This window comes from Streptomyces sp. NPDC051776, from assembly GCF_040681345.1.
In the GTDB taxonomy this organism is placed as follows: domain Bacteria; phylum Actinomycetota; class Actinomycetes; order Streptomycetales; family Streptomycetaceae; genus Streptomyces.
Window position 1 is genome coordinate 50,020 of record NZ_JBFAYQ010000011.1, and the last position, 12,635, is coordinate 62,654.

General features: G+C 72.3%; 5 protein-coding genes and 1 pseudogene. 1 reads left to right on the plus strand and 5 read right to left on the minus strand.

Annotated elements, in window-relative coordinates; all coding sequences use genetic code 11:
- Positions 1-81 precede the first annotated feature (81 nt).
- Together AB0M26_RS11655 and AB0M26_RS11660 are read right to left on the minus strand one after the other, a co-directional pair.
- Complete coding sequence (locus tag AB0M26_RS11655) at positions 82-2,874, minus strand: serine/threonine protein kinase (protein ID WP_365258354.1); 2,793 nt, start codon at positions 2,872-2,874, stop codon at positions 82-84.
- A 145-nt stretch (positions 2,875-3,019) separates the two neighbouring features.
- Positions 3,020-5,080, minus strand: coding sequence for a serine/threonine-protein kinase (locus AB0M26_RS11660; protein WP_365258357.1), 2,061 nt, complete (start codon positions 5,078-5,080; stop codon positions 3,020-3,022).
- Positions 5,081-5,375: 295 nt separating this feature from the next.
- Here AB0M26_RS11660 and AB0M26_RS11665 point away from each other — a divergent pair, with 295 nt between their 5' ends.
- Positions 5,376-6,785, plus strand: coding sequence for a serine hydrolase domain-containing protein (locus AB0M26_RS11665; RefSeq protein ID WP_365258360.1), 1,410 nt, complete (start codon positions 5,376-5,378; stop codon positions 6,783-6,785).
- Positions 6,786-6,830: 45 nt separating this feature from the next.
- Here AB0M26_RS11665 and AB0M26_RS11670 read toward each other — a convergent pair.
- The 3 genes and pseudogenes from AB0M26_RS11670 to AB0M26_RS11680 all read right to left on the minus strand — a co-directional run.
- Positions 6,831-8,513: pseudogene (locus tag AB0M26_RS11670) on the minus strand (SpoIIE family protein phosphatase); the annotation flags it as partial.
- A 1,924-nt stretch (positions 8,514-10,437) separates the two neighbouring features.
- The gene (locus AB0M26_RS11675) at positions 10,438-10,662 is read right to left on the minus strand and encodes a hypothetical protein (protein WP_365258363.1); all 225 of its coding nucleotides are present in this window, start codon (positions 10,660-10,662) and stop codon (positions 10,438-10,440) included.
- A 138-nt stretch (positions 10,663-10,800) separates the two neighbouring features.
- Positions 10,801-12,507 (minus strand): glycerol-3-phosphate dehydrogenase/oxidase, encoded by a 1,707-nt coding sequence (locus tag AB0M26_RS11680; protein ID WP_365258366.1) that lies wholly within the window; start codon positions 12,505-12,507, stop codon positions 10,801-10,803.
- Positions 12,508-12,635 lie beyond the last annotated feature (128 nt).

The following is a 12,635-nucleotide window of genomic DNA, read 5'->3' on the forward strand; positions in this document are numbered from 1 at the left end:
GGCGCTGTGAGGTGGCGACCGAGCGTACGAGGGGGCGCCGGGCGCCGAAATGAGGTCGGCCGGGCGGGAGGTCGAACGGGGTCAGTCTGTGGGGCGGTAGGTGTCGGCGGCCTGCTGGTAGAACTCCGCGACCGCGTCCCGCTCGTCCGCCGGGCCCATGACGAGGACGAGGTGGTAGCGCCCCTCGACGATCATCGCGAGATTGCGGGCGTGGACCTTCCGGCCGCTGCTGTCCTTCCAGTCGAAGGTGCCCTCGGCCATCGCCGTCCCGCCGACATCGATACGGCGCAGACCGGACGCCGAGGACCACTGGGAGTCCCTGAACGGCTCCAACTCCCGCTCTTTGTCCTGCTGGTAGGTCATCGGGTCGCCGCCGAAGTCGTCGACGGAGTCGCGGCCCGGGACCACGATCATCTCGAAGTCACCGCCCAGATAACGGATCTGGCCGCGGGAGTTCTCCCCGCGCCGCTCCCACGTCTCGTCGACGGCGAGCGCGAACCCCGCGGGGTCCCGGCGGACCGCGAATCCCTCGGGGAGCCCGGCCGGTTCCGTGGACTGCGGCTCCTGCGACCCGTGCGAGGCCCCGTCGCCCGGGCCCGGCCGGGACGTCCCCGTGCCCGCCGGACCCGTACGGTCCCGGCCCCCGCTCTCGTCCGCGCGCGGCATGAACAGCACGGCGTACGCGACGGCGGCAACCAGCGCGAGCAGGACCAGGCCGACGAGGGTACGGCCGAGACGGCGCGGGCTGGGCGCGCCGTCCGCCCCCTGCCCGCGGACGCGCTTCTCCCGGGCGCGCTTGTGACGGCCGTGGGCGGCGGGGGACGCGGACACCCGGCGTCTGCGCACCAGTTCGCCGCGGCGCCGCACGACCGGGAGGCGGCGCGGGTCGGCGGGCGCGGCGCCGTCGAGGGAGGGCACGGTGACGGTCCGGCGGCCGAGGTCCGGCTCGGGCGCGGACCGTACGAGCGAACGCAGCCAGCCGCGCAGTTCTTCGAAGTCCGGTCGCTCGGTGGGGTCCTGGCGGAGCAGCGACTCGACGACGGGGCGCAGCGGGCCGCACTCCTCGGCGTAGGCGGGCGGCTCGGAGCAGACCATGTCGACGAGTTCGGCCGCGCTGTCCTCGGGGTAGGGCGCGTGGCCCTGCACAGCGCGGAAGAGCAGGGCGCCGAGGGCCCAGAGGTCGGTGGCGGGGCCGACGGGCGGTGCGAGCCGCCAGTTGCCGTGGACCGGTCCCGCCTGTTCGGGTGCCCAGCGCTCGGTGACGGGGCCGACGAGCACCAGGCGGGCCTGGCGGGCGCGTTCGGCAGCGAGCTGTGTGAGGGGGCCGCGGTGTCCGTCTCCCCCGGGGCCGTCCTCAGGGTCGCCCCAGGGCGCGTCCGTGCCGGCGGCTTCGTCCCAGGGCGCGTCGGCCCCTTCATCGGACGGCTCGATGGACGGCTCGATGGACGGTTCGGCGGACGGTTCGACGGCGGCGTGTCCGGCGCGGGGCGCGGGCAGCGGTGCGCGGTCCGGCGCCTCCGGGGGGCGGAGCGAGCGCGCGTCGCCGTACGGAACAGCGTCGCCAAACGAATCAGCGTCGCCGTACGGAACAGCGTCGCCAAACGAATCGGCGTCGCCGTAGGGAACAGCATCGCCGTACGGTCCGGGGAGGGCGGGGCGGGCATGTTCGCGCGCGTTTTCCAGGTCCCGTCCGCGTGCGGACTCCATGCCCTGACCGGTGCGCGGCGCGGGGAGGCCGCCGGACGCCCGGCGCTCGTCACGGTCTCGGTGAGGGTCGGCCGCGGGGAGTGCGGCGGGCGAGCCCGGCCGGGGCTCGTAAGGCAGATATCCGGAGGGAAGAGGCTGATCGGCGGCGGTGCGCTCCCAAGGGGCCCGGCCCTGGGTGACGTCGGCACCGGGCGCCTGGCTCCGGCGCGGGGCGGGAAGCCCGCAGGCGCCCCCTCCGCCGCCCCCCTCGACGCCCCTGTCGATGTCCCTCTCCACAGGGACACTCCCGGAGTCCCTCTCGACGTGGACGTTCGCCTGAACCCTTCCGGCAGCCGCACGGGCTCCTGCCCGGTAGGCGGCGATCGCTCCGGGGCGCGCGGACCGGGCGCCCGCAGCGCCGTGACCGTGCCCGCCCTCTCCCCGGACCCGACTGTCCCCGCTCCGGCCGCTCGTGCCGGTCCGGGGCGCACCGCCCCGACCGGCGGCCCCACCCCGGCCGCCGTCGCCGTCTTCCCCGCCCGCGCCGACCGGCGCCTCCGCCACGTCCCGCCGCTGGCTGCCGGAGCGCGGCACCGGGTCATAACCGCAGAGCGCCTCCTCCGCCGCGCCCGCCGCGAGGCCGGTGAGCATGGCGCGGCCGTCCTCGCAGACGAGGACGGTACGGCCCGTGATGTTGCGGTGGGTCCACCCGTGGGCGTGCAGTGCGCGCAGCGCGGTGAGGATGTCCGCTGCCACCTCGGCCGCGCGGTGGGGCGACATCGGCTTCCGCGCGAGCAGGGCCACCAGGGGCCGCGAGGCCACCCGCTCGCTCACCACCCACAGGCTGCCGCCCTCGGCGAACACGTCGAAGACCTGGTCCAGGCCGGGGTGGTCGGGCAGAGCCGCGGCCGCCGTCGCGGCGTCGATCGCGCGCCGTACGACGGGGTCCGCCGGGCGGCGCGGGTCGTCGCCGTGCTCCGGGGATGGGGCGCCGTAGGAATGGCCCTCCGGCACGTCGGCGCCGACGACTTCGGCATCGACGACCTCCGGCAGGGGTATCCGACGGACCAGCACCTCCTGGCCGCTGTACGTGTCGAACGCGACCGTCTCCAGGAGTTCGTACGAGTCGGCTGTCGGCAGGGGCAGGCGGTAGCGATCGGCGAGCACCCGACCCGCATAGTCGTCCACGACGCCTCCCCGGAGCGCGCTGTCCACACCTCTCACACAGCAACCACGCTGTCCCGTCTAACCGTCAAATCCGGTCATATTCCGGCCGGTTGTGGCTGCGTACGGTTCGCGAGATCTCACGATACGTGCCCGAGGCGTGAACTGGTCAGTCCTTGGGACGGAAGGTGGCGAATGCCGTGTCGCGGAGCGTGGAGCACTCCTCGTCGTCCCATGCGTCGGCCCGACAGGTGATCATGATGGAGTAGCCGTGGTCGGCATCCACCTTGAAGCCGCGGTCGAGGACGCGTACCCGCTGCCCGTTCTGGTTCCGCTCGAAGATCCAGTCGGCCACCGTCGGATAGTCCCGGTACTCGGCCTTCTTGAGGCTGATCAGGCGGTAGCCGGAGGAGTTGCTGCGCACCGCGGGCTCCAGGCTCTTCCACGCGGCGAGAGCGTCGGACGTGGGGTTCGGGCTGAAGTCGATCTGGACCCGCGGGAATCCCCCGGACTCGCTGTATATCCCGCCGGAGTTCCGGCCCGCGACGCCCGTGCGCTTCCAGTCCTCCGGGAGCGCCATCGTGAAGTGGAACCGGGAGTCGGAGACCTTCTCGTAGTCGTCCGGCAACTCCGTCTTGCCCCGGCCCGGGTTCGACCCGCCTCCGGAACCCGGACCGGAGCCGGAGTCCGAGCCCGGGTCCGAACCCGGCTTCGGCTGCTCGCCCTTGACCGTCCCGGGCCGCGACTCCTCCCCCTGACCGCCCTCCCGGGACTCCGGCTTGTCCTTGCCGCCATCGCTGCCGGCGGAGGCCGCCTTGTCCCCGCCGGACGTGCCGCCCTTGGCACCGTTGTCGCCGCCGTCACGGAAGGCGAGGGCCAGGATCGTGCCGAGGACGACGAGAGCAGCCATCACGGCCACGATCACCAGCGTCCGCCGTGAGAAGACGTCCGTGAGGGGGGCGGAGGCGGGCTGCTTCCGCTCCACCTCGCCGTGAGGGGGTGCGGGCGCGGCCGCGGGCCTGGCTGCGTTGCGCACGGCAGCCAGCGCGTTACGCAGACGCTGCTCGATCTCGCCGCGTGCCCCAGCGGACGGCGCGTCCTGCCCCGCGTCGGGCGACGCGTCCGCCGCCATCGCGGTCGTCCTGGCCTCGGGCTCGGTCGTACGCGCGGGCTTCGCCCCGCCCCGCTCGGCCCCCTCCGCGGCCCTCTCCGAAGCCGCCGGTGTCTTCGCCGGCTTCGCCGGTGCGGCCCCCTTGGCGGACTTCGCCGTCCGGGCCGGCTTCGCCGCCTTCGCCGCCGCCCGCTCGGACTTCGGGACCCGGTCCGGGTCCGCCGGCATCGGGATCATCCGCGTCCGCTCACCGTTCGGCGGCTCGGGCCCCTGGTCCTCCGGCGCGCTCAGGGCGTCCGTCAGCAGCGCCCGCGCCCCCGCGTCGTCAAGTCGCTGGTCCGGGTCCTTGGCCAGCAGCCCGTAGATGACCTCCTCCAGCGGGCCCGCGTTCTTCGGCGGGTCCAAGGGCTCGGTCATGACGGCGGTGAGCGTGGCCAGCGCGGAGCTCTTGTCGTACGGCGGCACGCCCTCGACGCAGGCGTAGAGCAGGCCGCCGAGAGACCACAGGTCCGCGGGCGGGCCCGGCTTGTGACCGCGGGCGCGCTCCGGCGAGATGTACGACGGCGCTCCGACGAGCATGCCGGTGGAGGTGACCGACGGGTCTCCCTCGACCTGGGCGATGCCGAAGTCGGTGAGCACGACGCGCCCGTCCTCCGCGATCAGCACGTTGGACGGCTTCACATCGCGGTGCAGGATGCCCTCGCGGTGCGCCGAACGCAGCACGTCCAGGATCTCCAGCCCCACCTCGGCGGCGCGGTGCGGGGTGAGGCTGCCGGTCTCCCGGATCACCTCGGCGAGGGAGTTGCCCTCGATCAGCTCCATGACGATCCAGGGCCGGTCGTCCTCGTCGACCACGTCGTAGACGGTGACCGCGCCCTTGCTGCGGATCCGCGCGATGGCCTTGGCCTCGCGCAGCGTACGGGTGATGAGGCGCTGCTTCTCGTCCTCGTCGACATTCGACGAGAAACGCAGCTCCTTGATCGCCACGGTCCTGCCGAGCGTCTCGTCCTCGGCCCGCCAGACCGTGCCCATTCCACCGCGGCCGAGGACCTCTCCCAGCCGGTAGCGTCCGGCGAGGAGGCGTCCTGTGCTGCCCTGCGTCTGCTCCGCCTCCGACATGCATCCCCTCAGCGCTGCAATCAATCCACGATGGCGCCGAGTTGGCTGTGGTTCAAGGCGACCCATGGCGTTGCATGGCGCTTCGTGAATCCGACTCGCGCGACCGGCCCCGGCAGAGCCCCCATTCTCCCTCATGCGAGGGGGTGCTCGAAGTGCGGGTCCTGGGTATGCGCCACCTTCGGGACCCGTGGTGACGGGCGCAGAGCGGTCCACTACCGTCCGCTATGCAGGCAAGGGAACGTCCGCTGTGCGGGCACCCCGAACGACAACCGGAACGAGGCCGGGACCGACGACGATGACCGAGCGCACCGCGTACCGAACGGCCGCCGCCGCACTGTCCGTTGGGCTGTCCCTGGCGGTGCTGGCGGGCGGCTGCGCGGTGCCGGGCGGGGCCACGGCGGCGCGGGCGGAGAGCACCCGGCCGGGCGTTCGGGCCGCTGTGCAGCAGCTGGTGGCGGCGGGCGGTGCGCCGGGCGCGGCGGCCCTGTCCCGTACGCAAGGGCACACACCGTGGTTCGGTACGGCCGGTGTCTCGGATCTGCGGAGCCGGCGCCGGATGCGGGAGGGCGACCGCTTCCGGGCGGGGAGCCTCACCAAGACATTCGTCGCCACGGTCGTGCTGCAACTGGCCGGAGAGGGCCGTCTCCGGCTGACCGACCGCGTCGAGGACCATCTGCCCGGCCTGGTGCGCGGCCGCGGAAACGACGGCCGGCGCATCACCGTGCGCCAGCTCCTCGCCCATACCAGCGGCCTGTTCAACTACACCGAGGATCCGCGGCTCGCCGCACGGCTCTTCGGCCGCGGCTTCCGCGCGCACCACACGCAGGCGCACACGCCCCGCGAGCTGGTGCGCATCGCCCTGCGGCACCCGCCACCCTTCCCGCCGGGCACGGACTACGGCTACTCCAACACCGACTACATCCTGCTGGGGCTGATCGTCGAGCGGGTGACGGGCCGCCCGTACGCCGCGGAGATCGAGCGCCGTGTGCTGCGACCGCTGCGCCTGGAAGGCACCTCCTTCCCCGGGAGGCGGGCCGATCTGCCGGACCCGCACGGAAGGGCGTACTCGACGCCGGGGGACGGCAGCGTCCGGCGCGGCTCACCCGTCGGACCCGGCGTACACGAAGGGCACGGCGAGCGCGACCGCCACGGCGAGCGCCACCGCCACGGCGCGACCGACCCCCACGGCGTACACGAACGGCACGACACACACGAAGGGCACGCCGCACACGAAGGGCACGCCGCACACGACCGGCACGGCGAGCGCGATCGGCACGGCGAGCGCAGCGCGGGAAGCGGCCGCAGGCGCGGCGCCTCCCGTGAGGACGGCATCGCCGACGTGACCCGCCTCGACCCGTCGAGCGCCGGCGCCGCGGGCGAGGCGGTCTCCACGCTCGGCGACCTGAACCGCTTCCTCCACGCCCTGCTGGGCGGGGCGCTGTTGACGCCCGGGCAGCTGCGGCAGATGCGGGACACCACGGCCACCGGCGGGCGTTACGGCCTCGGCCTCTTCCCCGTCCGGCTGCCGTGCGGGGCGACCCTGTGGGGTCACAACGGCACCATCAACGGCAGTTACGTCCGCGCGCTCGGCACACCCGACGGCGCCCACGTCCTCACCTACCGCGTCAACACCGACCACGCCCCCACCCGCCGGGCCGAAACCCGGCTGCAGCAGGCCGAGTTCTGCCCGCCGCGCACACGCTGACCGCCCACCGGCTCCGGCGAGGCCGACGGAACGGACAACGGCGGGTCAGCTGCCGGGTGTGCCCGGCGTTGTCTGCTCGGCCCAGATGACCTTGCCGTCCTCGGTGTAGCGCGTTCCCCAGCGTTCGGCGATCTGCGCGACGAGGAAGAGGCCGCGTCCGCCCTCGTCCATGGTGGCCGCGTAGCGCAGATGCGGGGAGGTGCTGCTGTGGTCGGAGACCTCGCAGATGAGCGTACGGTCGCGGATGATCCGCACATTGATGGGCCCGATGGCGTGGCGGATGGCGTTGGTGATCAGTTCGCTGAGGATCAGCTCCGTGGTGAAGCCCTGTTCCTCCAGTCCCCACTCCGTGAGCCGCGCGGAGACCGCCGCACGTACTGCCGCGACCTTGGCGGGGTCGGCCTCCAGATCCCACTCGGCGACCTGGTCGGCCGCCAGCGCCCGGGTGCGGGCGACGAGCAGGGCGATGTCGTCGCTCTGGCGGTCGGGGAGGAGGGCGCCGAGCACGGCGTCACAGATCCGTTCGGGCGAGGGGTCCGCGTGCGCGAGGGTGTCGCGCAGCAGCCGGAGCCCGGTGTCGATGTCCTGGTCGCGACGCTCGACCAGGCCGTCGGTGAACAGGACGAGCCTGCTGCCGGCGGGCAGTTGCCACTCGGCGGATTCGAAGGGCAGTCCGCCGATGCCGAGGGGCGGTCCGGGGGGTACGTCGGGGAAGTCCACGGTGCCGTCGGGGTGTACGAGGGCGGGGGTGGGGTGGCCGGCTCTGGCGATGGCGCAGGTGCGGGAGACCGGGTCGTAGATCGCGTAGAGGCAGGTGGCGCCGGTGATGCCGGGTTCGTTGTCCGCGCCGACGGCGTCCTGGTCGATGAGGGCGACCAACTCGTCGAGGTGGCCGAGGAGTTCGCCGGGGGGAAGGTCGAGGGCGGAGAAGTTGTGCACGGCTGTGCGCAGGCGTCCCATGGTGGCCGCGGCGTACAGCCCGTGTCCGACGACATCGCCCATGACCAGCGCGACGCGGGCGCCGGGAAGCGGGATGACGTCGAACCAGTCGCCGCCGACCCCGGCCTGTGCGGGCAGATAGCGGGAGGCGACCTCGACGGCGTTCTGTTCGGGCAGCGCACGGGGCAGCAGGCTGCGTTGCAGCGTCACGGCCATGCCGTGCTCGCGGGTGTAGCGGCGGGCGTTGTCGAGGGAGACGGCGGCCCGTGCGGCCAGTTCGGCCGCCAGGGAGATGTCGTCGTCCTCGAAGGGCTCGGGTTTCTCGGAGCGCCAGAAGATCACCACGCCGAGCAGCACCCCGCGAGCGCGCAGGGGTGCCGTGATCAGCGAGTGGATCCCGTAGTCGATGACCCTGGCGGCACGCTCGGGGTCGATCGCCTGCCACCCCGGGGCCTCCGCCAGCCGGGGTACGAGGACGGGCTGTCCGCTCTCGAAGCTCCTGGCCTGGGGCCCGGATGGAACGAAAGGGATGATCGTGCCCGCGGGGAAGAGGGGAGGGGCATCGTGGATTCCGCTGAGGGCGATGCGCCGCAATGTCGTGCTGGCGCCGACGCCTGGTTCGTCCCCGTGCAGCACGGCCTCGGCCAGGTCGACGGTGACGTAGTCGGCGAAGCGCGCAACCGCGACCTGCGTCAGCTCCTCGGCCGTACGCGTCACATCGAGGGTGGTGCCGATGCCCCCTGTCGCGTCGTAGAGCAACGCGAGGCGTCTGCGGGCCGCCTCGACTTTCTCCGACGCCTCGCCGAGCATCTCCATGACGTCATCGGTGCCGACCCGCTCCTCTCCGACCACCGCGGCGACCGCGAGCCGCGCGGATGCCGCGCCCACCGAACCGGCGAGCTGGGATTCCACGTGATGGACCAGCTCCGGGCTCGCTTCGGCCGACGGTTGGCCGGGGGTCCCCCCGGCGTAGGAGCGCAACGCTCGCTGGGCGCCCTCCGGCCCGAGGAAGCGCTCCAGCAGCGCCTGCAGTTCGCCGACCGTGGCACGGATCTGCCAGCGCCGCTCCCTGGCAGGCTCCGCGAGGACGTCGACGAACTGCCGGGCCTGCAACCGCTCGGCGCTGGAGGGCCTGGCGGCGAGCGAGACCGTGACGTACCCCCCGATGTTCAGCAGCGCACTCCAGAACATCGCGTGGCTGACCGGGTCCATTCCCTCCAGGCCGAACAGGTGCTGCGGCCGGAGCCAGTCGACGCCGAACGGGCCGTCACGCAGGAACGAGGCAGGCAGCAACCCGGCCTCGGTGATGATCGGCAGCAGCAGGGTGTACGCCCACACCGCGAACCCCGCTGCCAGGCCGACCAGCGCGCCCCGGCGGGTGCCGCCCTTCCAGAACAGGCCGCCCAGGATCGCGGGCGCGAACTGTGCCACGGCGGCGAAGGACACCGTGCCGATCGACCCCAGCGCCGGCCCCTCGCCGACGAGCCGGAAGTAGGCGTACCCGAGCAGCAGGACCAGCACGATTGTCGCCCGGCGGATGCCCAGCACCAGCCCGGCGACGTCGGCCCGGTGCGCCAGCCGGGACCTGCTGCGCAGCAGAAGCGGCATCACCAGTGAGTTGGACACCATGGTGCTGAGCGCGACCGTCTCGACGATGATCATGCTGGTGCCCGCGCTGATGCCGCCGATGAACACGAGCAGCGCGAGCACCTGCGGGCCTTCGGCCATCGGCAGGGCCAGCACATACGTGTCGGCGTCGACGGACTTCCCGAACTGCAGCAGCCCCCCGGCCGCGATGGGAAGCACGAAGAAGGTGATCGCGAGCAGATACAGGGGGAAGAGCCACATCGCCCGTTTGAGGTGCCGCTCGTCGACGTTCTCGACGACGATCATCTGCCACTGCCGGGGCAGCAGCAGGATCGCCAGCATGGCGAGCACGTTGAGCCACACCCAGGTGCCGTACGGGGTCTCCCCTCGCAGCGTGAACAGCTGTGTGAGGCCTGCGTCCGCTGCCTGCGTGAACAGGTCACCGAACCCCCCGAACAGCCAGAAGGTCACGAAGACCCCGGCCGAGAGGAACATCACGAGCTTCACCACGGACTCGAACGCGATGGCGGCCACGATGCCTTCGTGGCGTTCGGTGGTGTCCAGGTGACGGGTGCCGAAGAGGATCGTGAACGCGGCGAGCAGCATCGCCACGTAGAAGCCGGTGTCCTGGAAGAGCGGGACGGTGCCCAGCTCCGAGGTCGAGGTGATGGCGGGGTGCCGACGAAGGATCTCGAAGGTGTTGGAAATCGCCTTGAGCTGCAGCGAGATGTAGGGAACGATCCCCACCACAGCGATGATCGTCACCAGGCCGCCCAGCGCGACGCTCTTGCCGTAGCGGGCGGAGACGAAGTCGGCCAGTGAAGTGATCCGGAGCCCTCGGCTGATCCGGATGATTCTGCGCAACACCAGCCAGCCCAGCGCGAACATCAGCATCGGCCCGAGGTACACCGACAGGAAGCCGACGCCGGACGTGGCGGCCGTCCCCACGTTGCCGTAGAAGCCCCACGCGGTCTCGTACACCGCGAGGGACAACGCGTAGACGGTGGCGTTGTTGATCAGGCTCCGGCCGGCGTCCGCCCGACGGTCGGCGTAGAAGGCCACGCCGAAGAGCAGACCGAGGTATCCCACCGATGCAGCGACGATGACCCAGGTCTGGAGCACGGCGCTACCTCGATCTGCCGCCGATGACGGCGACCAGACCGATCAGGATCGCCCAGACGAGAAAGAGGTAGACCCACAGAACCGGCACGCCGAAGACCTGGGCCACGCGGTCGAACCGCGCCAGCAAGGGCGGCACGATCAGCACGAACCCCAGCACCGCAACGGCCGCAAGGCGCCCCGTGAGCTGCTCATCGTCGGGGCGACCCCGCCGCGGCGGCTGCCTCCGCATCCTCAATGTCACGCCTTGCCACCGCCCTGGTCCGGCTGTCCGAACTGCCCGCTGGCACTCCGCTGTCCACACTGGCCCATCCGGCCGCGCTCCGCCGGAGGTCGCCACGCTACGGGGCAGACCTCGGCGGGGGCGGCACTAGATCGGCACGATGTCCGGTGCGCCGAGACGCGCCGCGTCGGCCGTCTGGTCGTCCGGCTGGCGCTGCGACTCACGCTCGGCCTCCACCCGCTTCTCGTAGTGCTCGACCTCCTTCTCGATCTGGTCCTTGTCCCAGCCCAGCACGGGGGCGATCAGCTCGGCCGCCTCCCGTGCGCTGCGCGTGCCCCGGTCGAAGGTCTCGATCGAGATCCGGGTCCTGCGGGTCAGGACGTCGTCCAGGTGCCGGGCGCCCTCGTGCGACGCGGCATAGACGACCTCGGCGCGCAGATAGTCGTCGGCGGCGCCCAGCGGCTCTCCCAGCGACGGATCGCGCGCGATCAGCTCCAGCAGTTCCTCGGTCAGGGACCCGTACCGGTTGAGCAGATGCTCCACGCGTGCCACGTGCAGGCCCGTACGAGCGGCGATGCGCGCCCGCGCGTTCCACAGGGCCCGATAGCCCTCGGCGCCGATCAGCGCGATGTCCTCCGTCACGCAGTCCGCGACGCGTTGGTCCAGTCCGTGCAGGGCGGCGTCGACCGCGTCCTTGGCCATCACGCGGTACGTCGTGTACTTGCCGCCGGCGACCACCACGAGCCCCGGCACCGGGTGGGCGACCGTGTGCTCGCGCGAGAGCTTGCTGGTGGCCTCCGACTCACCGGCGAGCAGCGGGCGCAGCCCGGCGTACACACCCTCGACGTCGTCCCGGGTCAGCGGTACGGCGAGCACCGAGTTGACGTGCTCCAGCAGATAGTCGATGTCGGCGCTGGACGCGGCGGGGTGCGCCTTGTCCAGATCCCAGTCGGTGTCGGTCGTACCGACGATCCAGTGCCGGCCCCACGGGATGACGAAGAGCACGCTCTTCTCGGTACGCAGGATCAGCCCGGTCGTGGAGTGGATCCTGTCCTTCGGCACGACCAGATGGATGCCCTTGGACGCCCGTACGTGGAACTGGCCGCGCTCGCCGATCAGCGCCTGGGTGTCGTCGGTCCACACCCCGGTCGCGTTGACGATCTGCTTGGCGCGGATCTCGTACTCGCCGCCGCCCTCCACGTCCTGGACGCGGGCGCCGACGACGCGCTCGCCCTCGCGGAGGAAGCCGATGACGCGGGCGCGGTTGGCGGCCTCGGCGCCGTAGGCGACCGCGGTGCGGACGAGCGTGGCGACGTAGCGTGCGTCGTCCATCTGGGCGTCGTAGTACTGCAGGGCACCGACGAGCGAGTCCCGCTTCAGGCATGGAGCGACGCGCAGCGCGTGCTTGCGGGTGAGGTGCCGGTGGAGGGGCAGGCCCCGGCCGTGGCCCGAGGAGACGGACATGGTGTCGTAGAGCGCCACACCGGACCCCGCGTACCAGCGCTCCCACCCCTGGTGCTGCAGCGGGTAGAGGAACGGGACCGGCTTGACCAGGTGTGGAGCGAGTCGCTCCAGCAGCAGTCCGCGCTCCTTGAGGGCCTCGCGCACCAGCGCGAAGTCGAGCATCTCCAGATATCGCAGCCCGCCGTGGATGAGCTTGCTCGAGCGGCTGGAGGTGCCGGACGCCCAGTCGCGCGCCTCGACAATCCCGGTCGACAGGCCGCGGGTGGCCGCGTCCAGCGCCGTGCCCGCGCCGACGACGCCCGCGCCCACGACCAGAATGTCCAGCTCGCGTTCCGCCATACGAGCGAGTGCCTCACCGCGCTCGGCCGGTCCCAGTGTCGCTGTCCTCACCGCTGCCTCCCGTCGTGTCCGGGTCGCTCTTTCCCCGTCCAGGGATTCTCACCGCGCCACAGGCCCGCAATCTCCGAGCGCCCCGCGGCGGCAACACCCGATGCGTCCACCATCAGCCAATACTCAAT